This window comes from Pseudomonas sp. H11T01, assembly GCF_048515765.1.
In the GTDB taxonomy this organism is placed as follows: domain Bacteria; phylum Pseudomonadota; class Gammaproteobacteria; order Pseudomonadales; family Pseudomonadaceae; genus Aquipseudomonas.
In genome coordinates this window covers 111228-136635 of sequence record NZ_JBLYED010000008.1, presented here as the reverse complement: position 1 = coordinate 136635, position 25408 = coordinate 111228, and the positions used below count along the sequence as shown (strand labels likewise).

The following is a 25408-nucleotide window of genomic DNA, read 5'->3' as shown; positions in this document are numbered from 1 at the left end:
AATAGGAGTTACGGGTGGACGATTACCAGCAGACGATACGCATCTTGTCCGATCGCATAGTGCTGGCGCAAACGCCGATCCGCGTACTGGACGCGGTCAAGTGGGACGACAACGTCCGCAAAGGTTTCCTCAAGGCCAACGGCAAGGAAATGCCCGCCGTCGACCGCGACTACTACCTCAACCGCCCGCTCGCGTTCGACTCCAGTGCAGTGAAGCTGGAATTCCAGAACATTGAGCGTGATATCACCCGTCAACTGGGCCAGTTCAACCCGGTCGGGCAGATCATGCGGCGTATGTGCAAGGAATATCGAATGGTGGTGCGCATGCTCGAAGCGCGTGGCACCGAAGATTTCGGTCTGATCTCCCAGGAGCTTTACGGCGCGGCCTCCGATGCGTTCCATGCCGGCGACCCGACCCTGGCTGATCTGGGCCTGATGCTCTCCGATTACCTGAACAACATCGACGGCCGTGGCGACCTCAAGGACGAACCCAAGACCTTGACCGCCAAGGACGCCGTCCACCTGCTGCAAACCCGCTTGAACAAGGTCTTCGGCGAGGCCGAGGAAACCATTCGGGTGTTCGAGTCCGACGGGATTGTCGCTGATGCGGCGGCCGGTGCCGACTACATCAAGATCCGCGCCGATGCAATGTTCAACGACCGTGACGTGCGTGCCCTGGAAGTCCATGAAGGGCTGGTGCATGTGGGTACCACTCTCAACGGTCTGAACCAGCCGATCTGCACCTTCCTGTCCAAGGGCCCGCCGTCCTCGACTGTGACCCAGGAAGGACTGGCGATCCTGATGGAAATCATCACCTTTGCGTCCTACCCAAGCCGCCTGCGCAAACTGACCAACCGCACCCGCGCCATTCATATGGTGGAAGAGGGCGCGGATTTCTTGCAGATCTTCGAATTCTTCCGCGAACAAGGCTTCGAGATGGAGCAATGCTATAGCAACGCCAGCCGGGTGTTCCGTGGCTCGGTGCCTAACGGTCTGCCGTTTACCAAAGACTTGTCCTACCTCAAGGGCTTTATCATGGTTTACAACTACATTCAGTTGGCCGTGCGTAAGGGCAAGCTTGAGCAGATACCCTTGCTGTTTTGTGGCAAGACGACGTTGGAAGACATGCGCACGTTGCGCCAGTTGGTGGATGAAGGCCTGATCGTGCCGCCCAAGTATTTGCCGGATCAATTCCGCGACATGAACGCACTGTCGGCCTGGATGTGCTTCTCCAACTTCCTCAATCACTTGAGCCTGGACCGGATCGAAGCGGATTACTCGAATATCCTGTAGGGACGGCGAGATCCAGTGTGGGAGCGAGCTTGCTCGCGATAGCGGTGTCACAGTCAACATCAATGCTGAATGTTAGAACGCCATCGCGAGCAAGCTCGCTCCCACAGGATCGTATTCCAACCCGTACTGTGAGGTTTCAAACGGATGAGAATCCTCGGTATTTTTTGCCTGTTACTGGCCTTGAGCGGTTGCAGCTCCTTGCTGTTCTACCCCGAACCCGGCCTGCCGTTCACCCCGGAAAAAGCGCACCTGCAATACAGCGACGTCACCCTGACCACTGCCGACGGCCTCAAGCTGCGCGGTTGGTGGCTGCCGGCCAAGGCTGGAGTGGCCGTCAAAGGCACTGTGCTGCATCTGCACGGCAATGGCGGCAATCTGGCAGGACACTTGGGCGGCAGTTGGTGGCTACCGGAGCAGGGCTATCAGGTGCTGCTAATGGACTATCGCGGCTATGGCTTGTCAGAGGGTGAACCACGGCTGCCGGAGATCTATCAGGATATCGACGCGGCGTTCCAATGGCTGGACAAGGCCCCCGAGGTTCAAGGCAAACCGCTGGTGGTTCTTGGCCAAAGCCTCGGCGGTGCGCTGGCGGTGCATTACCTGGTTGAACATCCCGAGCGCCAACGTCAGCTCAAGGCGATCGTTCTCGACAGTGTGCCGGCCAGCTACCGTGATGTAGGACGCTTCGCCTTGAGCAGCTCCTGGATGACCTGGCCGTTCCAGGTGCCGCTGTCCTGGCTGGTTCCGGATGCTGACAGCGCAATCAACGCCATGCCGCACCTCAATGGCGTGCCGAAACTGATCTACCACAGCATCGACGATCCGTTGGTGCCTCTTTCCAATGGTATCCGTCTGTATCAAGCTGCGCCGCCGCCCAAGGTGTTGCAGCTGACTCGCGGTGGTCATGTGCAGACGTTTGCCGACCCGATCTGGCGAAAAGTCATGCTGCGCTATCTTGATGATCCCCAGCATTTCAACGGCCTGCGCCGACTGGGCGAAATCCCGAATTATCCCGTACCCCCGAATTCAGAAGTTGAACCTCCAGAGAGTCCGCAATGAGTGAAGAACGTAACGCCATTCCCCTGATCATCACCGGTATCTGCAGCATCCTCGGCACCGTCGGGGCCCTGTGGTTCTACGGCTACCTGCACTTCGCCAAACCTGAAGATGCGCTGCTGTTGAGCGACTTCACCATGCTCAAGACCGTACCGGGCGAAGACTACAAAGTCTCCCTGGAACCAGCCCCGCAAGTCGCCCAGTGCATCGATGGCGTGCTGGTGCTGTTCGACACCGAGCAGAAGGGTTTGACCGGTGTGCTGGTCAACAGCAAGAAGCAGGCTGTGCGCTGCATGGGCCAAGAGACACCGCAATTGGAGGAGTGAGAGATACCCCTGTAGCAGCTGCCGAAGGCTGCGTTCGGCTGCGAAGCGGTCGCAAATAGAGAGAATGCGGTCTTCCTGAAAGTACGAGGTCTGCCATTTTACGACCGCTTCGTCCGAATGCGGCCCAGATCGAACGCAGCCTTCGGCAGCTGCTACGGTCAGCCATAAAAAATCCGGAATTCTTGGCAGATTCCGGATTTTTTTTGGCAATGAATTACGCCGTATGCCAGGTGATCTCTTCTTCGCCATCAACGCTGATGCGAATCCAGCGATCAGCCGTTTCCTCACCTTCATCCTCAACCCAGGTGCCCGGCGCGCAACGCACTTCTACGTTCAACGCGGCGAACGCGGCGCGAGCGCAGGCGATGTCGTCGTCCCATGGGGTCTGGTCGCTGTCCAGATGCAGGCTGTTCCACTTGCCCACAGCCTTGGGTAACCAGGTCACTGGCACATTGCCGGCTTTGCATTTGTAGGTCTGGCCTTTCTGCACCCAGTCGGTGCAAGGGCCCAGAGCCGTGCCGAGCCAGGCTGCGATGGTCTTGTAGTCGACGTCGGCGTCTTTCAGGTAAATCTCGATATCGGGTTGGCGCATGGATGTCCTCACTGCGTGTCTGAAAAATCCATTCGCGGATTTAGTCGGCCTCAAGCGACTGCTCAAGGCCATGAATTAATGGGTTATTGAAGCACGAAGTAATCGTAGCGCATCGACACGCTGACCTCGAACGGCTCGGGCTGTTCGATGACGTTGGCCCGGCGTTCGGCACTGGCGCGCCAGCCGTGGGGCGTCATGGCCAACAGGTTGGCGCGGTCCTGGGCCGCGACCAGACTGAGCTTGAAGTCCAGGGTTTCGCTGTGTTGCAACTGCATGCCTTCTGGCACCAGGGCCAGGTGCTTGTCGTCAGCATAATCGCGGACTTCGTCATATAGACGCTCGCGCAATTCCATCAAATGACCGCTGGTCGGTCCGACGCGCATCAAACCGCCACCGGGGCTGAGCAGGCGTTTGGCTTCCTGCCAGTCCAACGGGCTGAAAACGCTGGCGAGGAACTGGCAGCTGGCATCGGCCAAGGGTACGCGGGCCATGCTGGCGATCAACCAGGTCAGCTGCGGATTGCGCCGGCAGGCACGTTTCACTGCTTCGCGGGAGATGTCCAGCGCATAGCCATCGGCGTTCGGCAGGGCTTCGGCGATTTGCGCGGTGTAGTAACCCTCGCCACAACCGATATCCAGCCAGCGCTGTGGCGCACGTTCGGCGGCCAGTTCGGCAAGGCGCCTGGCCACTGGCGCGTAATGGCCGGCGTTGAGGAAATCACGCCGGGCTTCGACCATCGCCTGGTTGTCGCCGGGATCACGGCTGTTCTTGTGCTGCACCGGCAGCAGGTTCAGATAGCCCTGGCGCGCGCGGTCGAAGCGGTGCCCGACAGGGCAGGCCACTCCATTGTCGACCGCGCTCAGAGGCGCGGCGCAGATAGGGCAGGTGAGCATCAGGCGAGCAACTTGATCAGAGTCTGGTAGTAGATTTCGGTCAGTACATCGAGGTCGCTGGCAAGCACGCGCTCGTTGACCTGGTGAATCGTCGCGTTGACCGGGCCCAACTCAACCACTTGGGTGCCCATGGTCGCGATGAAGCGTCCGTCGGATGTGCCACCGCTGGTGGACGCCTTGGTTTCACGGCCGGTAATGGCCTTGATGCTGTCCGAGACGGCATCGAGCAACGCACCCGGTTCGGTGAGGAACGGCAGGCCGGACAGCGCCCACTCCACATGCCAGTCCAGGCCATGTTTGTCGAGGATATCGGCGACCCGCTGTTGCAGGCCTTCGACGGTCGACTCGGTGGAGAAGCGGAAGTTGAATACGGCAACCAGATCACCCGGGATCACGTTGGTCGCGCCAGTGCCGGAATTCAGATTGGAGATTTGGAAACTGGTCGGCGGGAAGAAGCTGTTGCCGTGGTCCCAATGCTCGGCGGCCAGTTCGGCTAGCGCGGGGGTCGCGAGATGGATCGGGTTCTTCGCCAGATGCGGGTAAGCCACGTGGCCTTGCACACCGCGGACGGTGAGTTTGGCACCGAGGGAGCCGCGACGACCGTTTTTCACCACGTCACCGACCAGAGTAGTACTCGACGGCTCACCGACGATGCACCAGTCCAGGCGTTCTTTACGGGCGACAAGACGTTCGATGACCGCTTTAGTGCCGTGATGGGCCGGACCTTCTTCGTCACTGGTGATCAGGAAAGCCACCGAGCCTTTGTGGTCCGGGTAGTCAGCGACAAAGCGCTCGGCTGCCACCAGCATCGCCGCGAGGCTGCCTTTCATGTCTGCGGCGCCACGGCCACAGAGCATGCCGTGTTCGTCGATCAGTGCGTCGAATGGATCGGTCTGCCAGGCTTGCACCGGGCCGGTCGGGACCACGTCGGTGTGACCGGCGAAGCACAGCACAGGGCCTTCGTGTTTGCCGTGGGTCGCCCAGAAGTTATCCACATCCTCAATGCGCATTGGCTCCAGCTTGAAGCCGGCATCGCCCAGGCGCTGCATCATCAGCTTCTGGCAATCGGCGTCGACTGGCGTCACAGACGGACGGCGAATCAGATCACAGGCGAGTTGGAGGGTCGGCGAAAGGTCGGCGTGGGCCGTCATGGGGGAACTCCGGTGCAAAGGCAAGGCGCGCAAAATGGCGGATATCTTAAAGCAAAACGGCGGCCACTGGCCGCCGTTTAGTGCTTCCCGTCGATTTATGCAGCAGGTGCTGGCTCTGTCTCAGGTGCCGGTTTAGGCAGCGAAGACAGGAACGCCATGATCAGCGCCGCCAGATACGGCAGCGACTGCACGAGCAACATGGTTACCCAGAAGCGTATGTCGTTGCTCGGCAGGCCCTGCACCAGGCAGATGCCTAGTGCCGCGCCCCACAACAGCAGCATGATGAACATCTCTTCCCGGGCTTCCGAGATCGCTACCCAAAAGCCGTGATTGTCGGCATTTTTCGGCGTACGGAAGAACGGAATGCTGCTGGTGAAGAAGCCGTACAACACCGCTTTGGCGATGGTGTGAGACAACGCCAGACCCGCCAGTGCCGCCGCGAACGCATCCTTCATGTTGACCCCGACCGCACGACGGTAGAGGAAGATGATCTTGCCGACCTTGAACACGAACAACGCCAATGGCGGGATCGCGAAGATCAACAGCGGCGGATCGACCCGCTGCGGCACGATGATCATCGCCGACGACCACAGCAGGGCGCCGACGGTGAAGAAGATGTTCATACCGTCTGCAACCCACGGCAACCAGCCCGCGAGGAAGTGATAGCGCTGGCCACGGGTCAGCTCGGTGTCTTTGCCGCGCAACAGGCTTGCGGTGTGACGCTTGATGATCTGAATCGCACCGTAGGCCCAGCGGAAGCGCTGTTTCTTGAAGTCGATAAAGGTATCGGGCATCAGGCCTTTGCCATAGCTGGTGTGGTAATACGCAGCCGACAAGCCTTTTTCGAAGATCCGCAGACCCAATTCGGCGTCTTCACAAATGCACCAGTCCGCCCAGCCCAGCTCTTCGAGCACCGAACGGCGAGTCATGGTCATGGTGCCGTGCTGGATGATCGCGTCACGGTCGTTGCGGGTGACCATGCCGATGTGGAAGAAGCCCTTGTATTCCGAGTAGCAGAGCTTCTTGAAGGTGCTTTCGTTCTGGTCGCGATAGTCCTGAGGTGACTGCACCACGGCGATTTTCGGGTCGGCGAAGTGCGGCACCATGTGCTTGAGCCAGTTCGGCTCGACGCAGTAATCGGAGTCGATCACCGCGATGACTTCGGCGTCTGGAGCGGTGTGCGGAATCAGGTAATTCAGTGCACCACCCTTGAAGCCGGCCAGTGGCGCGACGTGGAAGAACTTGAAGCGCGGGCCGAGGGTTTCGCAGTAGGCCTGCACCGGTTCCCAGACCGCCGGGTCTTTGGTGTTGTTATCGATGATCAGGACTTCGAAGTCCGGATAGTCGAGATTGGCCAGCGCATTGAGGGTCTGTTTGACCATCTCGGGTGGCTCGTTGTAGCAGGGCACGTGGATCGAGACTTTCGGACGGTAGTCGGAATCACCCACCACTGGCAGGAATTCGCGCCGGCGTTTGTGGGTCCAGACCGCCTCGGCCAGTTCATGGGCTTCGGTCAGCAACACAATAAACACCCCGAGCGCACCGAGGGCGAGCAAGAAGCCCACTGTCAGGCTGAACCAGGTGCTGTATTGCTGGCTGTAGTCGTAGCCGATCCACACCAGCACCGAACCGCAGAGGAACGCGATAAAGGTCAGGAAGGTGCGGCCGCGCTGACGCAGGGCCGAGCCGTCGATCAACAGCAGGGCCAGCGAGAGCATCGCCAGAACAGCCGAGCCGATGGCCAGCACACGCCACTGCGGGATCGCAACCACGGGGCCTTCGAAGTTGAATTTCTGCTGGCGTGCGGCATTGAAAACGCCCCAGTAGGCGCCTACAGAACCTTCGTCACTGGCCTTCCACGGTTGGTCGAAAGCTTCGATCACGAAGTAGTTGAAGCCTTGGCGGTTGAGCTTGTTGACCAGCGTGCGCAGGTAGATTGCCTGATCGGCCGGGCTGGCATCGGTACCGCCACGCATGCGGCCGTTACTCGGCCAGCCCACCTCGGACAGCAGCAGTGGTTTTTTCGGGAACATCTTTTTCAGGTCCCGTGCACGGTCGAGAACGAACTGACCGGCTTTGTCCACCGGGATGAACTCCCAGTAGGGCAGGACGTGGGCCGCGATCAGGTCGACGTGCTTGGCCAGTTCAGGATGTTCTTCCCAGACGTGCCACTGCTCGGACGTAGTGACCGGAACCTTGACGGCCGCACGTACGCGATCAAGCAGAACGCTCAGTTCCTTGGCGGTGATTTCCTTACGGAAGATCGCCTCGTTGCCGACGACGACCCGCACAACACTGCGCGAGCTGTTGGCGAGTGCGATGGCGCGGGTGATCTCGCGCTCGTTACGTTCTTGATCCGGGCTGATCCAGATCCCCAGGGTTACCCGCAGGCCGAACTCTTCAGCCAGCTTGGGGATGTCCTCAAGGGTGCCGTCGACCGAGTAGGTACGGATGTTGTCGGTCAGCTTGCTCATGATCTCCAGATCACGACGCATTTCATCGTCGGATGGGTACTGGTCTTTCTGTGGGTACTGCCCTTGCTGGAAAGGCGAGTAAGAAAAACCGGAGATCTGTTCAGGCCAGTCGGGGGCCGAGACCGGGCGGTTGATCAGCGCCCAGAAACCGGTGAACAGCGCGGCGATTGCCAGAACCACCACCAGGTTGAGTCCAAATTTACGCGATGACATAGCTATTTCGGGTTCCAAAAGGTGTGGAACGAGGGAGCGATTGGCGTGCGCCAAGCGGCGCGCATCCTACACTGGCTTTCAACTGGCCGTACAGCGGACAGCGCAATGGCCGGACATTGGGCAATCCAAGTTCACTTAAGTTCTTTGCTCGCGGCGTTGTAGCTCAAATTATTGTGCCACGTAGACTATTTAATCAGGCTTGGCCGCCGTTCATACCACAAAGATGCTCTTCGTCAGCGCCCGCCCTATAATGCGCGCCGGTTTTTAGGGTAATGGTCATGAGTACAGAAGATCCGCGGTTTGCTGGCGTCGCCCGTTTGTATGGCATCGAAGGTCTGGCGCGCTTGCGTGCGGCCCATGTGGCGATCGTCGGGGTCGGCGGAGTCGGCTCCTGGGCGGCGGAAGCCATCGCCCGTTGCGGAGTGGGCGAGATCTCGCTGTTCGACCTGGACGATGTCTGCGTCAGCAATAGCAATCGTCAGTTGCATGCATTGGACAGCACCGTTGGTCAGGCCAAAGTCGAGGTGATGGCCGAGCGCCTGCGTGGGATCAACCCGGACTGCACGGTGCATGCGGTGGCCGATTTCGTCACGCGCGAGACCATGGCCGAGTACATCACGCCGGACATCGATTGTGTGATCGACTGCATCGACAGTGTCAACGCCAAGGCCGCGCTGATCGCCTGGTGCAAACGCCGCAAGATCCAGATCATCACCACCGGCGGTGCTGGCGGGCAGATCGACCCGACGCTGATTCAGGTTTGTGATCTGAACCGTACCTTCAATGATCCGCTGGCGTCCAAGGTCCGCTCGACCTTGCGCCGTGATTATGGCTTCTCGCGCACCGTGACCCGTCATTACAGCGTGCCGTGCGTATTTTCCACCGAACAACTGCGCTATCCGAAACCGGACGGCAGCATTTGCCTGCAGAAGAGTTTTGTCGGCGACGGCGTGAAGCTCGACTGCGCCGGCGGTTTTGGCGCAGTGATGATGGTGACGGCGACCTTCGGCATGGTCGCGGCGACCAAGGCTGTGGACAAGATCGTTGCCGGAGTGCGGCGGCCGGCGGATCGGGTCAAACCTGCCTGATAGATCAGTTATTGAGCCAGCTCACGCATTCGCTGCAACACGGCATTCAAGCCATTGCTGCGCGACGGCGAAAGCTGTCGCGATAAGCCCAACTGATTGAACCAGTCCGGCAAGTCGACCTGCTGCAAATCCTCAGCAGACAAACCATTGACCCGCACCAGCAGCAACGCGACCAATCCGCGAATCAGCCGCGCATCGCTGCTGGCGGCGAATTGCCAGTGGCCGTCCTGCAAACTACCGATCAACCAGACCTGACTTTCACAGCCATGCACCCGGTTGGCGTCGGTCCTTTCCTCGTCGCTCAAGGCCTGCAGTCGATCACCCCACTGCATCAGCAGCCGTGCTCGCTGCTCCCAGCTGGCGGCGCTCTGGAAGGCTTCCAGTGCCGTCAGGGCTTCGGCAGGCAAGCTCATCGCAACAGCACCAGGGCTTGATCGAGGGCTTCAAAGAAGCGCTCGAGGTCCTCGGAGTCGTTGTAAAGCGCCAGGGACACCCGAATCGCTCCCGGCAGGGCGAAGCTTTTCAGCAATGGCATTGCACAGTGATGGCCAGCACGCACGGCAATGCCCTGCTCGGTCAGCAAGTGCGCAAGGTCCGAGTTGTGTACGCCCTCGACGACAAAACTGGCCAGCGCCACCTGCGGTGTGCCCAGCAGACGAATGCCCTTGCGCGCGAGCAGGCCGTGCAGCAGATAGGCATGCAAGGCGGCCTCATGGGCGTTTACCGCGTGCTGATCGAGCCCATTGAGGTAGTCCAGGGTCGCGCCAAGGCCGATTACGCTGGCAATCGGCGGCGTTCCGGCTTCGAAACCCAGCGGGGCGGGGCGGAAGGAGGCGTGCTGATAATCCGCGTTCTGTACCATTTCACCGCCGAACTGCCAATGACGCAGTTGGTGCAGCGCCTCATTACGGCCGTAGAGCACGCCGAGGCCGTCCGGACCGTAGAGTTTGTGGCTGGAAAACACGTAGAAGTCACAGCCCAACGCCTGCACATCGTGTCGCCCATGAACGACGCCTTGAGCACCATCGACCACGGTCATCGCGTCATGGGTCTTGGCCATTGCCAACAGCGCCGGCAACGGCTGCCAGGCACCGAGTACGTTGGACAGCTGACTGACCGCCAGTAGGCGAGTACGCGGGCCGATCAGGTTTGCCGCGGCGTCGAGATCGATCAGGCCATCGGCGTCCAGTGGCAGGACGATCAGCTCAAGGCCGCGACGCAGGGCCAGCTGTTGCCAGGGCAGCAGGTTGGCATGGTGTTCCAGGGCGCTGATGACAATCTCATCGCCCGGATTGAATTGGTGTTCCAGGCCATAGGCCAAGAGGTTCAGCGCGGAGGTCGCGCCGTGGGTAAAAATGATTTGCCCGCGATTGCCGGCATTCAGCCACTGGGCAACCTTGCCGCGACCGTCCTCAAACGCCTGGGTGGCGTGAGCGCCGGGAAGGTGTTGGGCTCGATGCACATTGGCTGCGCCGTTGGCGTAGTAGTGCGCCAGAGCGTCCAGCAGGGCTTGGGGTTTCTGAGTGGTGGCGGCGTTGTCCAGATAGGTCTGGTCTTGCCGTTGCAGAGCGGCGATGGCCGGGAAATCGGCGCGCCAAGGAGAGGGCACAAGCATAGTAGTCAAGACTCGTTTGAGCAGGCCGGGCGCTGATGATACGCGCCCAACTGCTGTGGCATCGAGTCGCTGCTTAGGCTCTGGACGAAAAGTGCCTGCGCTCGGTTATGCTGCGTTAAAAACAGGCTCGGAATGCTCATTTACAGCCGTAAAGTCGGGTGCGACCCCAGCCGTTCCTCGCCTGTTTTTGCCTTGCCTAACCTTCGCTCGGCGACTTTTCGTGCAGACCCTAGTTGTGAGCGTGCAGCGCTTCGTTCAGTTCGATGGCCGATTTGTGGGTTTTGCACTCCACGGCACCGGTCTCCGAATTGCGGCGGAACAGCAGGTCGGATTGACCGGCCAATTCGCGGGCCTTCACCACTTTAACGAGTTGATTCTTCTCGTCGAGCAGCGCCACTTTGGTCCCGGCGGTCACGTACAGGCCGGACTCAACGGTGTTGCGGTCACCCAACGGAATGCCGATACCGGCGTTGGCGCCGATCAGGCAGCCTTCGCCAACCTTGATGATGATGTTACCGCCACCGGACAGGGTGCCCATGGTCGAGCAACCGCCGCCCAGGTCCGAACCCTTGCCGACGAAGACGCCCGCCGAGACGCGGCCTTCGATCATGCCCGGGCCTTCGGTGCCGGCGTTGAAGTTGACGAAACCTTCGTGCATCACGGTGGTGCCTTCGCCCACGTAGGCGCCCAGGCGGATACGTGCCGCGTCAGCGATACGCACGCCGGCCGGAACCACGTAGTCGGTCATTTTCGGGAACTTGTCCACCGAGAACACTTCCAGCAGCTCGCCGCGCAGACGGGCTTCGAGTTGATGCTCGGCCAGTTCGCTCAAGTCGATCGCACCCTGACTGGTCCAGGCCACGTTCGGCAGCAACGGGAAAATGCCGGCCAGGTTCAGGCCGTGAGGCTTGACCAGGCGATGAGACAGCAGGTGCAGCTTGAGGTAGGCCTCAGGGGTGGAACTCAGCGGAGCGTCTTCTGCCAGCAAGGTGGCGACCAGTGGCTTGTGGCTTTCAGCCAGACGGGTCAGCAATGCGGCTTGAGCGGCATCGACGCTTTTCAGGGCTTCGGCCAGTTGCGCCGCTTGAGCGGTGCTGAACGCGATGGCCTGATTGCCCTCGGTGTAACCCAAAACAGGAGCAATGGCAGCCACCAGTTCGGCCGAAGGGTTGAGCAACGGCTGGGCGTAAAACACTTCCAGCCACGTGCCTTGACGATTTTGGGTACCGACACCGAATGCCAGGCTGAATAGAGTAGTGGACATGCAGTTACCTCTTACAAAAATGAATGGGCAGGCTTACTGGAAGGCCGCCGCATAGATATCTGGCTTGAAGCCAATCAGGGTTCTGCTACCGAGATCGAGCACTGGGCGCTTGATCATCGAGGGTTGCGCGAGCATCAGTTCAATCGCTTTCGCTTGGTCGAGATCGGCTTTGCGTTCGTCGTCGAGTTTGCGAAAAGTCGTGCCAGCACGGTTCAACACCACTTGCCAGCCGTGCTCGTTGCACCACTGGGTCAGATGTTCACGGTCGATTCCGACCGCTTTGTAATCATGGAAATCATAGCGGACAGCGTTTTCATCGAGCCAGGTGCGCGCCTTTTTCATGGTGTCGCAGGCTTTGATGCCGAAAAGGTGCAACGTTTTGCTTGAAGCGGTCAAGGAATTGCCCCCTTTGCAGGTGCTGGAAACGAAAGGTGACGGATTATGCCATGACCGGGTGGGCTCGGCGTCGACTGTGGCCGACCTTTGTCGCGTTGTGCTACAGGTTTCCCGGCCAGCCGCGACTTGTGGGAGCGTGGCTTGCCCGCGAAGAACGATGACGCGGTTGGCCTGATGGACCGCAGCGTCTGCTTCGCGGGCAAGTCGGATCGCCGCACCGCCGCTCCCACAAGGGTGAGGTTACCGGCGGGCCTGAATGAAATCGCGAATCCGCGTTGCTGCTTCAACACATTCCGCTAACGGCGCAACCAGTGCCATCCGTACACGTCCGGCACCCGGATTAAAACCGTCGACTTCGCGCGACAAGTACGAGCCCGGAACCACAGTCACATGTTCTTGCGCGAACAGCTCACGGCAGAATTCCGCGTCATCACCCTCAACATTCGGCCAAAGATAGAAACCGCCATCCGGGCGCTGCACGTCGAGTACTGGGCTCAAAATTTCCAGCACGGCGTCGAATTTTTCCCGATACAGCGTGCGATTGGCGCGCACGTGCTCTTCGTCGTTCCAGGCCGCAACGCTTGCCAGTTGAGTCTGAACCGGCATGGCGCAGCCGTGGTAGGTGCGGTAGAGCAGAAACGCTTTGAGGATCTCGGCGTCACCGGCGACAAAACCAGAGCGTAGACCGGGCAGGTTGGAGCGTTTGGACAGGCTGTGGAATACCACGCAGCGTTTGAAGTCCTGGCGACCCAATGCGACGCAGGCGCTGAGCAGGCCAGACGGTGGTGTTTGTTCGTCGAAGTACAACTCGCTGTAGCACTCGTCGGCAGCGATCACGAAGTCGTATTCGTCGGCCAGAGCGATCAGCTTTTTCAGGGTTTCCAGTGGGATCAGCGCGCCGGTCGGGTTGCCCGGCGAGCATAGGAACAGGATCTGGCAGCGTTTCCAGATGTCGGCCGACACCGCGTCGAAATCCGGATTGAAGCCGTTTTCGTCCAGGCAAGGCAGGTAATGCGGCTTGGCCCCGGCGAGGAAGGCTGCGCCTTCGTAGATTTGATAGAACGGGTTCGGGCTGACGACCAGCGCGTCATCGCTGCGGTTGACCACGGTCTGGGTGAAAGCGAACAGCGCCTCGCGCGTACCGTTGACCGGCAGCACGTTGCGCGCCGGGTCGAGCCAGCCGTTGGGAACGCTGAAACGGCGTTCGCACCAATGAGCAATCGCTTCGCGCAGAGCCGGGATGCCCAAGGTGGTCGGATAAACCGCCATCTGATCCAGGTTGCTGGCCAGGGCTTGCGCAACAAAGTCTGGCGAGCGGTGTTTTGGTTCGCCGATGGACAGGGCGATCGCGCGCTTATCAGCCGCGGGTTGCACGCTGCCGAGCAGGGCGCGAAGTTTCTCGAACGGGTAGGGCTGCAACTGATTCAAAGCGTTGTTCATCGGTGACGGATCTCACTCAATACGGTTAGTCATGGCGCGCTGCTAAATGCTCAGGCGCGACAGTTCGATATTCGGTTCGTAGCTGACGCTCAGTTGCTCAACGATGGCGTCCTGCAAGCGGCTACACAGCTGCGGGTCGGACAGCGGCTGGTTGGTTGCGTCGGTAATGAAAAACACGTCTTCCACGCGCTCGCCGAGGGTGGCGATCTTGGCGTTCTGCAGCGACAGGTCAAACTCGAGGAAGATCGTTCCGATTCGCGCCAGCAGGCCGGGCCGGTCCGGGGCGCTCAGTTCGAGTACGGTCACCGGACGCTGGGCGTCGTTGTGGATGGTGACCTGTGGCGGGAACGCGAAGTGCTTGAGCTGGCGTGGCACCCGTCGCTGGATGATAGTCGGGTAGTCAGCCGGATTGCGCAGGGCTTCGGTCAGACCGTCGCGGATCTGCTTGACGCGCAAAGGGTTGTCGCCGATCGAGTCGCCATCGGTGTCGAGCACAATGTAGGTGTCGAGGGTGAACTGACTGCTGGAGGTGATAACCCGGGCGTCGTGAATGTTCAGATTGAGCTGATCCATCGCCGCCACGGTCACGGCGAAGAAATCGTGCTGGTCCGGCGCGTAAATGAAGATCTGCGTGCCGCCCTCGAATTCCCGTTGGGTAGTTTCCTTGATCAGCACCAAGGGGCCGCCGTCGGCAGGCTGTTGCAGGATCGCATCGCTGTGCCAGGCTACGTCGCCAGCGGTATGGCGCAGGAAATAGTCATCGCCCAATTGCGCCCATAGCTGTTCGACGTCGTCCGGATCGGTGCCGCTGCGCACCAGGATGTCCAAGGCTGCGCTCTGGGTCTGGCGGATCTGCTGTTCACGGTCTACCGGGTTCTCCAGGCCGCGGCGCAACGCACGCTTGGTCTCGGTGTAGAGCTGACGCAACAGGCTGGCCCGCCAGGAGTTCCACAAAGTCGGATTGGTCGCATTGATGTCGGCGACGGTCAGCACGTACAGGTAGTCGAGCCGGGTCTGATCGACGACGATTTGCGCGAAATCGTGAATGACCTGTGGATCGGAAAGATCCTTGCGTTGGGCGGTGGTCGACATCACCAAGTGATTTTGCACCAGCCAGACAATCAGTCGAGTGTCCCACTGCGGCAGTTGATGGCGCGCGCAAAACGCCTCGGCATCTACTGCGCCAATGTCCGAGTGATCGCCATGTCGACCCTTGCCGATGTCGTGATACAGGCCAGCCAGGTAGATCAGCTCGGGTTTGGGCAACTTGCCCATGAGTTTGCTGGCCAACGGGAATTTCTCGGAAACCTGGGTGTACTGCAGTTTGCGCAGGTGTTTGATCAGGTTCAGGGTGTGGGCGTCGACGGTGTAGATGTGGAACAGGTCGTGCTGCATCTGGCCGACGATAAAGCCGAACTCCGGCAGATAACGCCCGAGAATGCCATACCTGTTCATCCGTCGCAGGTTGCGGTGGATGCCTATCTCGCACTTGAACAATTCGATGAACAGGCTGGTATTGCGGATGTCATTGCGGAAATCGTCGTCGATCAAGTGACGGTTTTCCCGCAGTAAACGGACGGTATCGGCGCGAACCCCTTTGATCTCCGGGTGCTGAGCCATCAGCAGGAAGATCTCCAGCATGGCGAACGGTGTGCGCTTGAAGACGTTGACGTGGGTGACTTCGATGTAGCCGTCATGCAGTTGGAAACGCGAGTTGAGCGGTTGCGCAGGCGCTTCATTTTCCGGCGCGAGAATGATTTCCTCGAAGTGCTGGATGATCAAGTCGCTGAGCTGAGCAATGCTCATGACCACTCGGTAGTACTGCTGCATGAAGCTTTCGATGGCCTGCTTGGCGTCTTCACCGTCAAAGCCCAACAACCCGGCAATCGAGCGCTGGTGATCGAACAGCAGGCGGTCTTCAGAGCGGCCGGCCAGCATGTGCAAGGCGTAACGAACCTTCCACAAAAACTCCTGGGAGGACGCCAGCAGCGCGTTCTCACTCTCCACCAGGAAGCCTTCGCCAGCCAGTGCGCGCAGGTTCAGTGTGCCGTATTGGCGGCGGGCTACCCAGAGAAGGGTTTGAATATCCCGCAGGCCACCGGGCGAACCTTTGACGTTGGGTTCCAGGTTGTATTCGGTGTCGTTGTACTTGTGGTGGCGGGCCTTTTGCTCGGCGCGCTTGGCCAGGAAGAAGTCCTTGCTCGGCCACATATCAGCGGTGCTGGTGACCTCCAGCATGCGCTGGCGCAGCCGCTCGGGGCCGGCAATGGTGCGGCTTTCCATCAGGTTGGTGATGACCGTCAGGTCGGCGCGGGCTTCTTCGGCGCATTCGTCCACCGAACGCACGCTTTGCCCGACTTCCAGGCCGATGTCCCACAGCAACGTCAGAAAGCGTTCGATGGAATCGCGGAAAATCTCGTGATCGGCACTGTCGAGCAGGATCAGCAGATCGATGTCGGAGTAAGGGTGCAGTTCGCCACGGCCGTAGCCGCCGACCGCGACCAGCGCGATGTCGGCATCTTCGCTCCAGTTGAACTGTTCCCAGGCTTTCTGGAGGATGTTATCGACGAACCAGGCGCGATCCTCGATCAGCCGGCGGATATCCCTCCCGCTACGAAAGCGTGCGTCAAGCACCTCGCGGGCCTGGCGGATCGCTTTCTTGAAGGCAGCAATCGGGCTTGCCTTCAAGGCCAGTTCAGCCTGGAACTGGCCGCGGTCGAAGAGTTCGGGATCCACCTGTGGCATCGATTGGCTTTCCTTTCTTTCTATAGGCTGAAAACTGCCTGCGCGTCGATCATGCTGCGTTAAAAACAGGCTCGGAATGCTCATTTAGATGCCTAAACTCCGCTTCCTCGCCTGTTTTTGCCTTGCCTGATCGCCGCTCGGCGAGTTTTCGTAGAGACCCCAACACAGCAGTCAGCAAGGATCAGGCCGAAACGCGAGGGATGGTGTCATCGCTGCGCAGGGTGAAGATCTCGTAGCCGGTAGCGGTCACTGCCAGGGTGTGTTCCCACTGGGCGGAGAGCTTGCGGTCCTTGGTGATCGCGGTCCAGCCGTCGCCCAATACTTTGGTGTCGGCTTTGCCCTGGTTAATCATCGGCTCGATGGTGAAGGTCATGCCTTCTTTCAGCTCCATCCCGGTGCCGGCACGACCGTAGTGCAGGATTTGCGGCTCTTCGTGGAATACCTTGCCAATGCCGTGGCCACAGAACTCGCGAACCACCGAGAAACCGTTTTTCTCGGCGTGTTTCTGGATGACTTCACCAATGTCGCCGAGGCGGCAGCCAGGTTTGACCAGTTCAATGGCTTTGTACATGCATTCCTGGGTGACTTGCGACAGACGCTCGGCCCAGACAGGGACGGTGCCGACATGGAACATCCGGCTGGTATCGCCGTGGTAGCCGTCTTTAATAACGGTGACATCGATGTTCAGGGTGTCGCCATCCTTGAGCGGCTTCTCGTTAGGGATGCCGTGGCAGACCACGTGGTTGATCGAGGTGCAGATCGACTTGGGGAAGCCTTTGTAATTCAGAGGAGCAGGGATAGCCTTCTGTTCATTGACGATATAGTCGTGGCAGATGCGGTCCAGCTCTTCAGTGGTGACGCCGGGTTTGACGTATTCGGCGATCATTTCCAGCACATCGGCGGCCAGTTTGCCGGCGACACGCATTTTTGCGATGTCCTCTGGGGTTTTGAGGGTGACGGTCATACAGGCTCTCTAGGCGCTCAATGGCGCTATAAACACGGGAGATGGATTGCGTGACTAAATGTTGCGTCTTCGCAGCCCTAAAAACGCGATTCTAACAGACGGTCGGTGCAAATCATGAACGTCTTGCCATCGCTTCTCTCTATAGTAATGGAGCATTCTGATCTGATTCCAAGGTCAGGGCAAAAGCCTATGCCAGGAAGCGTGAATCCTGGTTTCGTTTTTCCCTTTCTTATGGTATAAAATGCGCCGCTTTCCGGGGATACCCTTGGAAGCTTAAACCCACACACGCGTCGACACGATGACCTGGGTGCCTTCAGCTTGCAGCTGCTGGTTGGTCATTGGGATGCGTGGAGGCCTAACCCGACTTATTAAGGAACTATCATGTCCCAAGTCAACATGCGCGATATGCTGAAAGCCGGTGTCCACTTCGGTCACCAAACCCGTTACTGGAACCCGAAAATGGGTAAATACATTTTCGGCGCACGTAACAAGATCCACATCATCAACCTTGAAAAAACCCTGCCAATGTTCAACGAAGCTCTGACTTTCGTAGAGCGTCTGGCCCAGGGCAAAAACAAGATTCTGTTCGTCGGCACCAAGCGTTCCGCTGGCAAGATCGTTGCTGAAGAAGCAGCACGTTGCGGTTCGCCGTACGTCGATCACCGCTGGTTGGGCGGCATGCTGACCAACTTCAAAACCATCCGTGCTTCCATCAAGCGTCTGCGTGACCTTGAAATCCAGGCCGAAGACGGTACTTTCGCCAAGCTGACCAAGAAAGAAGCGCTGATGCGCACTCGCGATCTTGAGAAGCTGGATCGTAGCCTGGGTGGTATCAAGGACATGGGCGGTCTGCCTGACGCACTGTTTGTTATCGACGTTGACCACGAGCGCATCGCGATCACCGAAGCCAACAAGCTGGGCATCCCGGTTATCGGCGTTGTCGATACCAACAGCAGCCCGGAAGGCGTTGACTACATCATCCCAGGCAACGATGACGCAATCCGCGCTATCCAGTTGTACATGGGTGCGATGGCTGATGCTGTGATCAAAGGTCGCAACCACGTTGCTGGCGGCACCGAAGTGTTCGTCGAAGACGCTCCAGCAGCAGTAGTTGAAGGCTGAGTAACTAGCGCTTAGCGTTTACTCAGTACGCAAAAAGGGGGCTTGGCCCCCTTTTTGCCACCTCGAAAACCATTTGCTGGACATGCCCTCTGCAGTTTTTTGTCATGAGCGGCAGTTGCGGAATGTTTTCGGGGGCAGAGCGCAAGAATTGAACGCCCGTTCGATCGGGTGGAATGGTTGAAAACCTATCCAAGAGGAATTTTGAAATGGCAGAGATTACTGCGGCGTTGGTCAAAGAACTGCGTGAGCGTACCGGCGAAGGCATGATGGATTGCAAGAAGGCCTTGACCAAGGCTGACGGCGACATCGAAAAAGCCATTGATGATATGCGTGCTTCCGGCGCGATCAAGGCTGCCAAGAAAGCAGGCAACGTTGCTGCTGAAGGTGCTATCAGCGTTAAAGTTGCTGAAGATGGCAAGTCTGCTGTGATCCTCGAAGTCAACTCGCAAACTGACTTCCTGGCTCTGCAGGACGATTTCAAGAACTTCGTCACCAGCAGCATCGAAAAAGCTTTCGCTGACAAACTGACCGACGTAGCTCCGCTGATCGCCGCTCAGGAATCTGCTCGTGAAGCGCTGGTGGCTAAAGTTGGCGAAAACGTCAACATTCGTCGTCTGGCTCGCGTTGAAGGCGACGTCGTCAATGCTTACCTGCACGGTAACAAAATCGGTGTTGTTGTTGTCCTTAAAGGCGGCGACGCTGAGCTGGCCAAAGACATCGCCATGCACGTAGCGGCAAGCAACCCTGAGTTCCTGCTGCCTTCGCAAGTCTCCGCTGAAGCTGTTGAACGCGAAAAAGGCGTTTTCCTGAGCCTCAACGAAGACAAGATCAAAGGCAAGCCAGCTGAAATCGTCGAGAAGATGGTTGCTGGTCGTATCAGCAAGTTCCTGGCTGAAGCCAGCCTGGTTAACCAGCAGTTCGTCAAGAACCCTGAAGTGACTGTTGGCGACCTGGCCAAGAAAGGCGGCGCTGAAATCGTTTCCTTCACCCGCTTCCAGGTGGGCGAAGGCATCGAGAAGCCAGTCGACAACTTCGCTGAAGAAGTTGCTGCACAAGTGGCTGCAAGCAAGCAATAAGACAGTTTTTAACTGTCGCCCTGAAGAGGCTGCCCGCTTACGCGCGCAGCCTCTTTTCAAATGGGGTGATCAATTTATTTGGTTTCCCTTCGGAACTGGCTTACAAAGCCGTGTTCTGATGGCGCTGTGATAGCGTCAAGCTAGAGTGAACGCAGGCTGTAAACAGCGTGCAAAGAATTTTTAAAATACGCCGCAGGAGAGATTCGCAATGGCTCAGCAGGGCAGTGGTTATCAAGCTCGCTATAAACGCATTCTACTCAAGCTTAGCGGCGAGGCCCTCATGGGCTCGGAAGAGTTCGGGATCGACCCTAAGGTTCTCGATCGCATGGCGTTGGAAGTCGGCCAACTGGTCGGTATCGGCGTTCAGGTCGGTCTGGTAATTGGCGGTGGCAACCTCTTCCGTGGCGCAGCGCTGAGCGCCGCCGGGATGGATCGGGTTACTGGCGATCACATGGGCATGCTGGCCACTGTGATGAATGCCCTGGCCATGCGTGACGCACTGGAACGTGCGAATATCTCGGCCATTGTGATGTCGGCTATTTCCATGGTTGGCGTGACCGATCACTATGATCGCCGCAAAGCCATGCGTCACCTGAATGCCAAGGAAGTCGTCATTTTTGCTGCCGGTACCGGCAACCCGTTCTTCACCACGGATTCGGCAGCCTGCCTGCGAGCGATCGAGATCGATGCTGACGTCGTGCTGAAAGCGACCAAGGTTGATGGTGTCTACACTGCTGACCCATTCAAAGACCCGCATGCTGAGAAGTTCGATCATCTGACTTACGATGAAGTGCTGGATCGCAAGCTGGGCGTAATGGATCTGACGGCCATCTGCCTGTGCCGTGACCACAAAATGCCGTTGCGCGTATTTAACATGAACAAGCCCGGCGCCCTGCTGAACATCGTACATGGCGGCGCTGAAGGGACCCTGATCGAGGAAGGCCAACAATGATCAACGAAATCAAGAAAGACGCTCAAGAGCGCATGCAGAAGTCCCTGGAATCGCTGCATCACGCGTTCAGCCGAATCCGTACCGGCCAGGCTCACCCAAGCATTCTGGGTGGCGTGATGGTGCCTTACTACGGCGCCGACACCCCGCTGAACCAGGTTGCGAACGTGACCGTGAAGGACTCCCGCACCCTGCAGGTCGTGGCTTTCGAGCGCAACATGCTGCAAGCGGTCGACAAAGCGATCCAGAGCTCCGGTTTGGGCTTCAATCCGACCAACCTGGGCGAGCTGCTGCTGATCTCCATGCCTGCGCTGACCGAAGAAACCCGCAAGGGCTTCACCAAGCAGGCGCGTGAAGCGGCAGAAGACGGCCGTGTGGCCGTACGCAACATCCGTCGCGATGCCCTGAGTCAGCTCAAAGACCTGGTCAAGGAGAAAGAAATCAGTGAGGACGAAGAGCGTCGCGCCGCTGACGATATCCAGAAGCTGACTGACAAGTTCGTGGCTGATATCGAAGCCGCTGTGAAGCAAAAAGAAGCGGACCTGATGGCCGTATAAGGGTCGCGTTTTCATGGAAAAGACCAAGCAGGCTGTTCCGTTTTCGGTGCCGCGCCACGTCGCGATCATCATGGATGGTAATAATCGCTGGGCAAAGAAACGCTTTTTGCCGGGTGTTGCCGGGCATAAAGCGGGTGTCGATGCTGTTCGTGCGGTCATCGAGGTATGTGCTGAGGCCAAGGTCGAAGTATTGACCTTGTTTGCCTTCTCCAGCGAGAACTGGCAGCGCCCGGCTGACGAAGTCAGTGCCTTGATGGATCTATTCTTCAAGGCATTGCGTCGTGAGGCCAAGCGCCTCAACGACAACAACATCAGCCTGCGCATCATAGGTGACCGTTCGCGCTTCCATCCGGAGCTGCAAGCAGCCATGCGTGAGGCTGAAGCAATGACGGCCGGCAGCAATCGCTTAATCCTGCAAATCGCTGCCAATTATGGTGGTCAGTGGGACATTGCCCAAGCTGCCCAGCGTCTGGCGCGTGAGGTTCAGGCCGGGCATCTGCGGCCTGAAGACATTACGCCAGAACTGTTGCAAACCTGTCTGGCGACGGGGGATCAGCCCTTGCCGGATTTGTGCATTCGTACTGGCGGTGAGCACCGCATCAGCAACTTCCTGTTGTGGCAGTTGGCGTACGCTGAGCTGTATTTCTCCGACCTGTTCTGGCCGGACTTCAAACACGATGCCATGCGTACTGCGCTGGCCGATTACGCTTCTCGCCAGCGCCGCTTCGGTAAAACGAGCGAGCAGGTCGAGGCTGGAGCCCGGTTTTAATGCTTAAACAACGAATCATTACTGCGCTGATTCTGCTGCCGATCGCTTTATGCGGGTTTTTCTTGCTTGAAGGTACCGGCTTTGCCTTGTTCATCGGCTTGGTGGTGACTCTGGCTGCCTGGGAATGGGCTCGGTTGGCAGGTTTCACTGCCCAGTCTGCGCGGGTGGCTTACGGGGCTCTGGTCGCATTGCTGCTGTTTTTCATGCATGTGCTTCCCGGTCTCGCTCCCTGGGTGCTGGGCGCTGCAGTGCTCTGGTGGTTGCTGGCAACCTTCCTGGTGCTGACTTATCCGCGCACTAGTGAACATTGGGCCAGCGCGGCATGTAAGTTGGTGATTGGTTTGTTGATCCTGTTGCCTGCCTGGCAAGGGTTGATCCTGATCAAGCAAGAGCCCTTGGGTAATTGGCTGATCATGGCGGTGATGCTGCTGGTCTGGGGGGCTGATGTTGGCGCTTACTTTTCCGGCAGGGCTTTTGGCAAGCGTAAACTGGCTCCGCAAGTCAGTCCGGGCAAGAGCTGGGAAGGGGTCTACGGTGGGCTGCTGCTTAGCTTGCTGATCACAGCTGTTGTTGGCCTTGTCCGTGGCTGGAGTGGGGCGCAGATGATGCTGGGGTTGATCGGCGCATCGATTGTCGTGTTGATCTCGGTGGTCGGTGATTTGACCGAAAGCATGTTCAAGCGTCAGTCAGGGATCAAGGACAGCAGCAATCTGCTGCCGGGCCATGGCGGCGTGCTGGACCGAATCGACAGCCTGACGGCGGCCATTCCGGTATTTGCTGTCCTGTTGTGGATGGCTGCGCCATGAATCGTCCACAACAGATCACCGTTTTGGGAGCGACAGGCTCGATTGGCCTGAGCACTCTGGATGTCATTGCTCGTCATCCCAAACGCTACCAGGTATTCGCCCTGAGTGGCTTCAGTCGTCTGAACGAATTGCTCGCACTGTGCGTTCGCCACACGCCTCGCTTTGCCGTCGTCCCCGAGGCCGGTGTCGCCCGTAGTCTTCAGGACGATTTGCGCGCTGCAGGTTTGCAAACTCGCGTCCTGGTGGGGGAGGAGGGGTTGTGTCAGATCGCAGCCGATCCTGAAGTCGATGCGGTGATGGCTGCGATCGTCGGGGCTGCGGGGCTGCGTCCGACCCTGGCGGCGGTAGAGGCCGGCAAAAAAATCCTCTTGGCTAATAAAGAAGCGTTGGTGATGTCTGGCGCCTTGTTTATGCAGGCTGTGCGCAAGAGTGGCTCGGTTCTGCTACCGATAGACAGCGAGCACAATGCAATTTTTCAGTGCATGCCTAGCGACTTTTCCCGTGGACTTGGCGCTGTTGGCGTTCGGCGGATTCTGCTGACCGCATCCGGTGGCCCGTTCCGGCAAACGCCGTTGTCCGAGCTTGCGCATGTTTCACCCGAGCAGGCCTGCGCGCATCCCAATTGGTCGATGGGTCGCAAGATCTCGGTTGATTCGGCAAGCATGATGAATAAGGGCCTCGAACTGATCGAGGCGTGCTGGTTGTTCGATGCCAAGCCTGCTCAGGTCGAAGTGGTGATTCATCCGCAAAGCGTGATTCATTCGCTGGTTGACTACGTTGATGGCTCGGTATTGGCGCAATTGGGTAACCCCGATATGCGTACACCCATTGCCAGCGCCCTGGCCTGGCCTGAGCGAATCGACTCCGGTGTTGCGCCTCTTGACCTGTTTTCAATTGCGCGTCTGGACTTCCAGGCGCCAGATGAACAGCGCTTCCCCTGCTTGCGACTTGCGCGTCAGGCAGCAGAGGCGGGTAACAGTGCGCCAGCCATGTTGAACGCAGCAAATGAAGTGGCTGTGTCGGCCTTTCTTGATCGACGCATCCGCTACCCGGAGATCGCGAGTATCATCGAGGAAGTCTTGAACCTCGAGCCTGTAGTTGCCCTCGACGACCTTGATGCGGTGTTCTCGGCGGACGCCAAAGCCCGTACCCTGACCGAGCAATGGTTGAGTCGCCACGGGCGATAGATGTTGCGGCGGGTTTGAGCGTATCGGTACTGGATAGGAATGCGGAGAAAGTAGATGAGCGCGCTCTATATGATTGTCGGCACCCTGGTTGCTCTGGGCGTGCTGGTCACCTTCCATGAATTTGGTCACTTTTGGGTGGCGCGCCGCTGCGGCGTCAAGGTTCTGCGTTTCTCTGTGGGCTTCGGTATGCCCCTGCTGCGCTGGCATGATCGTCGGGGTACGGAGTTCGTGATCGCTGCCATCCCGTTGGGTGGCTACGTGAAGATGCTCGATGAGCGCGAAGGCGAAGTGCCAGCTGATCAGCTCGATCAAACCTTCAATCGCAAGACTGTTCGCCAGCGTATCGCTATTGTTGTGGCCGGTCCGATTGCCAACTTTCTGCTGGCTCTGGTGTTTTTCTGGGTCTTGGCGATGCTCGGCAGCGAGCAGGTGCGTCCGGTCATCGGTGCCGTTGAGATCGGTAGCCTTGCCGCCAGGGCCGGTTTGAGCCCGGGTCAGGAAATCGTTGCGATCGATGGTGAGCCGACTTCTGGTTGGGCTGCCGTGAATCTGCAATTGGTGCGCCGGTTGGGTGAAAGTGGCTCCTTGCAGTTACTGACGCGCGAAGAGGGCTCGACTGTCGACTCTCCTCGTGAGCTGACTCTGGATCATTGGCTTAAAGGTGCTAATGAGCCCGATCCGATTCGCTCGCTGGGGATTCGTCCTTGGCGTCCAGCGTTGCCACCGGTTTTGGCTGAGCTTGATCCAAAAGGGCCTGCGCAGGCTGCCGGTCTGAAAACAGGTGACCGTCTGCTGGCGCTGGATGGTCAGGCCTTGAGCGATTGGCAGCAAGTCGTTGACTGGGTCCGTGTGCGCCCTGATACCAAAATTGTGCTGCATGTCGAACGTGATAGTGCTCAAATCGACGTCCCGGTTACCTTGGCTACCCGCGGCAAGGACAAAGTCGCGAGTGGTTATCTGGGTGCCGGGGTAAAAGCTGTCGATTGGCCACCAAGCATGATTCGTGAGGTCAGCTTCGGGCCACTGGCGGCGATCGGCGAGGGTGCTCGACGCACCTGGACCATGAGTGTGCTGACCCTTGATTCACTAAAGAAAATGTTGTTCGGTGAGCTCTCGGTAAAAAACTTGAGTGGACCGATAACCATTGCTAAAGTGGCGGGCGCTTCTGCCCAGTCGGGTGTTGCTGATTTCCTGAATTTCCTTGCTTATCTGAGTATTAGCCTGGGAGTTCTCAATTTGTTGCCCATTCCTGTACTGGATGGGGGGCATTTGTTGTTTTATCTGATCGAGTGGGCGCGTGGTCGTCCCTTGTCGGATCGGGTGCAGGGTTGGGGGATACAGATCGGTATCAGTTTGGTGGTTGGGGTGATGTTGCTTGCTCTGGTCAACGATCTGGGTCGACTGTAACGCTTTCGCTGAATTGCGAATCTGCC

23 protein-coding genes are annotated in these 25408 nt (G+C 58.6%); 12 read left to right on the top strand and 11 right to left on the bottom strand.

What is annotated here, in order from left to right:
* Positions 1 to 14: 14 nt before the first annotated feature.
* The 3 genes from ACN1C3_RS13010 to ACN1C3_RS13000 all read left to right on the top strand — a co-directional run bounded on the left by ACN1C3_RS13010 (position 15) and on the right by ACN1C3_RS13000 (position 2674).
* On the top strand, positions 15 to 1292 hold the full coding sequence (locus ACN1C3_RS13010) for a flavohemoglobin expression-modulating QEGLA motif protein (RefSeq protein WP_419116217.1): 1278 nt from the start codon (positions 15 to 17) through the stop codon (positions 1290 to 1292).
* Between the two features lie 144 nt (positions 1293 to 1436).
* Positions 1437 to 2351: an alpha/beta hydrolase gene (locus tag ACN1C3_RS13005; protein ID WP_419116216.1), complete on the top strand. Its 915-nt coding sequence runs from the start codon at positions 1437 to 1439 to the stop codon at positions 2349 to 2351.
* Positions 2348 to 2674, top strand: a complete 327-nt coding sequence (locus ACN1C3_RS13000; RefSeq protein WP_419116215.1) for a hypothetical protein — start codon at positions 2348 to 2350, stop codon at positions 2672 to 2674. The genes ACN1C3_RS13005 and ACN1C3_RS13000 overlap by 4 nt, the downstream gene beginning before the upstream one ends.
* A 214-nt stretch (positions 2675 to 2888) precedes the next feature.
* On the opposite strand, the gene ACN1C3_RS12995 is transcribed toward ACN1C3_RS13000, so the two are convergent.
* The 4 genes from ACN1C3_RS12995 to ACN1C3_RS12980 all read right to left on the bottom strand — a co-directional run bounded on the left by ACN1C3_RS12995 (position 2889) and on the right by ACN1C3_RS12980 (position 7997).
* Positions 2889 to 3266: a hypothetical protein gene (locus ACN1C3_RS12995; RefSeq protein WP_419116214.1), complete on the bottom strand. Its 378-nt coding sequence runs from the start codon at positions 3264 to 3266 to the stop codon at positions 2889 to 2891.
* Between the two features lie 83 nt (positions 3267 to 3349).
* Entirely contained in the window at positions 3350 to 4159 is an 810-nt protein-coding gene (locus ACN1C3_RS12990; protein ID WP_419116213.1) for a putative RNA methyltransferase, read from the bottom strand.
* Positions 4159 to 5310, bottom strand: coding sequence for a succinyl-diaminopimelate desuccinylase (gene dapE / locus ACN1C3_RS12985; RefSeq protein WP_419116212.1), 1152 nt, complete (start codon positions 5308 to 5310; stop codon positions 4159 to 4161). Before dapE ends, ACN1C3_RS12990 begins: the two co-directional genes overlap by 1 nt.
* A 95-nt stretch (positions 5311 to 5405) precedes the next feature.
* A complete protein-coding gene (locus ACN1C3_RS12980; RefSeq protein ID WP_419116211.1) occupies positions 5406 to 7997 on the bottom strand; it encodes a glycosyltransferase in 2592 nt (863 codons plus the stop codon).
* A gap of 278 nt (positions 7998 to 8275) precedes the next feature.
* Between ACN1C3_RS12980 and tcdA the strand changes: the two genes are divergently transcribed.
* Complete coding sequence (gene tcdA / locus ACN1C3_RS12975) at positions 8276 to 9085, top strand: tRNA cyclic N6-threonylcarbamoyladenosine(37) synthase TcdA (protein WP_419116210.1); 810 nt, start codon at positions 8276 to 8278, stop codon at positions 9083 to 9085.
* An 8-nt stretch (positions 9086 to 9093) separates the two neighbouring features.
* Here tcdA and ACN1C3_RS12970 read toward each other — a convergent pair whose 3' ends face one another.
* The 7 genes from ACN1C3_RS12970 to map form a co-directional block, all read right to left on the bottom strand.
* Positions 9094 to 9498: a SufE family protein gene (locus tag ACN1C3_RS12970; protein ID WP_419116209.1), complete on the bottom strand. Its 405-nt coding sequence runs from the start codon at positions 9496 to 9498 to the stop codon at positions 9094 to 9096.
* The gene (locus ACN1C3_RS12965; protein WP_419116208.1) at positions 9495 to 10700 is read right to left on the bottom strand and encodes an aminotransferase class V-fold PLP-dependent enzyme; all 1206 of its coding nucleotides are present in this window, start codon (positions 10698 to 10700) and stop codon (positions 9495 to 9497) included. The genes ACN1C3_RS12970 and ACN1C3_RS12965 overlap by 4 nt, the downstream gene beginning before the upstream one ends.
* A gap of 229 nt (positions 10701 to 10929) precedes the next feature.
* Positions 10930 to 11964: a 2,3,4,5-tetrahydropyridine-2,6-dicarboxylate N-succinyltransferase gene (gene dapD, locus ACN1C3_RS12960; protein ID WP_419116207.1), complete on the bottom strand. Its 1035-nt coding sequence runs from the start codon at positions 11962 to 11964 to the stop codon at positions 10930 to 10932.
* Positions 11965 to 11997: 33 nt separating this feature from the next.
* On the bottom strand, positions 11998 to 12360 hold the full coding sequence (locus ACN1C3_RS12955; RefSeq protein ID WP_419116206.1) for an ArsC family reductase: 363 nt from the start codon (positions 12358 to 12360) through the stop codon (positions 11998 to 12000).
* A 240-nt stretch (positions 12361 to 12600) separates the two neighbouring features.
* The gene (gene dapC / locus ACN1C3_RS12950; RefSeq protein ID WP_419116205.1) at positions 12601 to 13800 is read right to left on the bottom strand and encodes a succinyldiaminopimelate transaminase; all 1200 of its coding nucleotides are present in this window, start codon (positions 13798 to 13800) and stop codon (positions 12601 to 12603) included.
* 42 nt (positions 13801 to 13842) lie between these two features.
* Positions 13843 to 16545, bottom strand: a complete 2703-nt coding sequence (locus tag ACN1C3_RS12945; RefSeq protein ID WP_419116204.1) for a [protein-PII] uridylyltransferase — start codon at positions 16543 to 16545, stop codon at positions 13843 to 13845.
* Between the two features lie 181 nt (positions 16546 to 16726).
* Positions 16727 to 17509, bottom strand: coding sequence for a type I methionyl aminopeptidase (gene map, locus ACN1C3_RS12940; protein WP_419116203.1), 783 nt, complete (start codon positions 17507 to 17509; stop codon positions 16727 to 16729).
* A gap of 381 nt (positions 17510 to 17890) precedes the next feature.
* Between map and rpsB the strand changes: the two genes are divergently transcribed.
* The 8 genes from rpsB (at position 17891) to rseP (ending at position 25382) form a co-directional block, all read left to right on the top strand.
* Positions 17891 to 18631: a 30S ribosomal protein S2 gene (gene rpsB / locus ACN1C3_RS12935; protein ID WP_419116202.1), complete on the top strand. Its 741-nt coding sequence runs from the start codon at positions 17891 to 17893 to the stop codon at positions 18629 to 18631.
* A gap of 206 nt (positions 18632 to 18837) precedes the next feature.
* Positions 18838 to 19707, top strand: a complete 870-nt coding sequence (gene tsf, locus ACN1C3_RS12930) for a translation elongation factor Ts (RefSeq protein WP_419116201.1) — start codon at positions 18838 to 18840, stop codon at positions 19705 to 19707.
* A gap of 208 nt (positions 19708 to 19915) precedes the next feature.
* Entirely contained in the window at positions 19916 to 20659 is a 744-nt protein-coding gene (pyrH, locus tag ACN1C3_RS12925; RefSeq protein ID WP_003172271.1) for a UMP kinase, read from the top strand.
* Positions 20656 to 21213 carry a ribosome recycling factor gene (gene frr, locus ACN1C3_RS12920; RefSeq protein WP_419116200.1) on the top strand — a complete coding sequence of 186 codons (558 nt, stop codon included), beginning with the start codon at positions 20656 to 20658 and terminating at the stop codon, positions 21211 to 21213. Before pyrH ends, frr begins: the two co-directional genes overlap by 4 nt.
* A gap of 13 nt (positions 21214 to 21226) precedes the next feature.
* Complete coding sequence (gene uppS, locus ACN1C3_RS12915; protein WP_419116199.1) at positions 21227 to 21982, top strand: polyprenyl diphosphate synthase; 756 nt, start codon at positions 21227 to 21229, stop codon at positions 21980 to 21982.
* Positions 21982 to 22788, top strand: a complete 807-nt coding sequence (locus ACN1C3_RS12910) for a phosphatidate cytidylyltransferase (RefSeq protein WP_419116198.1) — start codon at positions 21982 to 21984, stop codon at positions 22786 to 22788. Before uppS ends, ACN1C3_RS12910 begins: the two co-directional genes overlap by 1 nt.
* Positions 22785 to 23975, top strand: a complete 1191-nt coding sequence (ispC, locus tag ACN1C3_RS12905) for a 1-deoxy-D-xylulose-5-phosphate reductoisomerase (RefSeq protein ID WP_419116197.1) — start codon at positions 22785 to 22787, stop codon at positions 23973 to 23975. The genes ACN1C3_RS12910 and ispC overlap by 4 nt, the downstream gene beginning before the upstream one ends.
* 54 nt (positions 23976 to 24029) lie before the next feature.
* The gene (gene rseP, locus ACN1C3_RS12900) at positions 24030 to 25382 is read left to right on the top strand and encodes an RIP metalloprotease RseP (protein WP_419116196.1); all 1353 of its coding nucleotides are present in this window, start codon (positions 24030 to 24032) and stop codon (positions 25380 to 25382) included.
* Positions 25383 to 25408: the final 26 nt, after the last annotated feature.

Excerpts from the sequence above, each read along its gene's own strand:
- tsf (WP_419116201.1), top strand. The coding sequence starts at position 18,838 with ATGGCAGAGATTACTGCGGCGTTGGTCAAAGAACTGCGTGAGCGTACC.
- dapC (WP_419116205.1), bottom strand. The coding sequence starts at position 13,800 with ATGAACAACGCTTTGAATCAGTTGCAGCCCTACCCGTTCGAGAAACTT.
- ACN1C3_RS12995 (WP_419116214.1), bottom strand. The coding sequence starts at position 3,266 with ATGCGCCAACCCGATATCGAGATTTACCTGAAAGACGCCGACGTCGAC.
- ACN1C3_RS12980 (WP_419116211.1), bottom strand. The coding sequence starts at position 7,997 with ATGTCATCGCGTAAATTTGGACTCAACCTGGTGGTGGTTCTGGCAATC.
- rseP (WP_419116196.1), top strand. The coding sequence starts at position 24,030 with ATGAGCGCGCTCTATATGATTGTCGGCACCCTGGTTGCTCTGGGCGTG.
- ACN1C3_RS13000 (WP_419116215.1), top strand. The coding sequence starts at position 2,348 with ATGAGTGAAGAACGTAACGCCATTCCCCTGATCATCACCGGTATCTGC.
- uppS (WP_419116199.1), top strand. The coding sequence starts at position 21,227 with ATGGAAAAGACCAAGCAGGCTGTTCCGTTTTCGGTGCCGCGCCACGTC.
- ACN1C3_RS12970 (WP_419116209.1), bottom strand. The coding sequence starts at position 9,498 with ATGAGCTTGCCTGCCGAAGCCCTGACGGCACTGGAAGCCTTCCAGAGC.
- dapD (WP_419116207.1), bottom strand. The coding sequence starts at position 11,964 with ATGTCCACTACTCTATTCAGCCTGGCATTCGGTGTCGGTACCCAAAAT.
- tcdA (WP_419116210.1), top strand. The coding sequence starts at position 8,276 with ATGAGTACAGAAGATCCGCGGTTTGCTGGCGTCGCCCGTTTGTATGGC.
- ACN1C3_RS12990 (WP_419116213.1), bottom strand. The coding sequence starts at position 4,159 with ATGCTCACCTGCCCTATCTGCGCCGCGCCTCTGAGCGCGGTCGACAAT.
- ispC (WP_419116197.1), top strand. The coding sequence starts at position 22,785 with ATGAATCGTCCACAACAGATCACCGTTTTGGGAGCGACAGGCTCGATT.
- pyrH (WP_003172271.1), top strand. The coding sequence starts at position 19,916 with ATGGCTCAGCAGGGCAGTGGTTATCAAGCTCGCTATAAACGCATTCTA.
- frr (WP_419116200.1), top strand. The coding sequence starts at position 20,656 with ATGATCAACGAAATCAAGAAAGACGCTCAAGAGCGCATGCAGAAGTCC.
- ACN1C3_RS12965 (WP_419116208.1), bottom strand. The coding sequence starts at position 10,700 with ATGCTTGTGCCCTCTCCTTGGCGCGCCGATTTCCCGGCCATCGCCGCT.
- ACN1C3_RS12910 (WP_419116198.1), top strand. The coding sequence starts at position 21,982 with ATGCTTAAACAACGAATCATTACTGCGCTGATTCTGCTGCCGATCGCT.
- ACN1C3_RS12945 (WP_419116204.1), bottom strand. The coding sequence starts at position 16,545 with ATGCCACAGGTGGATCCCGAACTCTTCGACCGCGGCCAGTTCCAGGCT.
- rpsB (WP_419116202.1), top strand. The coding sequence starts at position 17,891 with ATGTCCCAAGTCAACATGCGCGATATGCTGAAAGCCGGTGTCCACTTC.
- map (WP_419116203.1), bottom strand. The coding sequence starts at position 17,509 with ATGACCGTCACCCTCAAAACCCCAGAGGACATCGCAAAAATGCGTGTC.
- dapE (WP_419116212.1), bottom strand. The coding sequence starts at position 5,310 with ATGACGGCCCACGCCGACCTTTCGCCGACCCTCCAACTCGCCTGTGAT.
- ACN1C3_RS13005 (WP_419116216.1), top strand. The coding sequence starts at position 1,437 with ATGAGAATCCTCGGTATTTTTTGCCTGTTACTGGCCTTGAGCGGTTGC.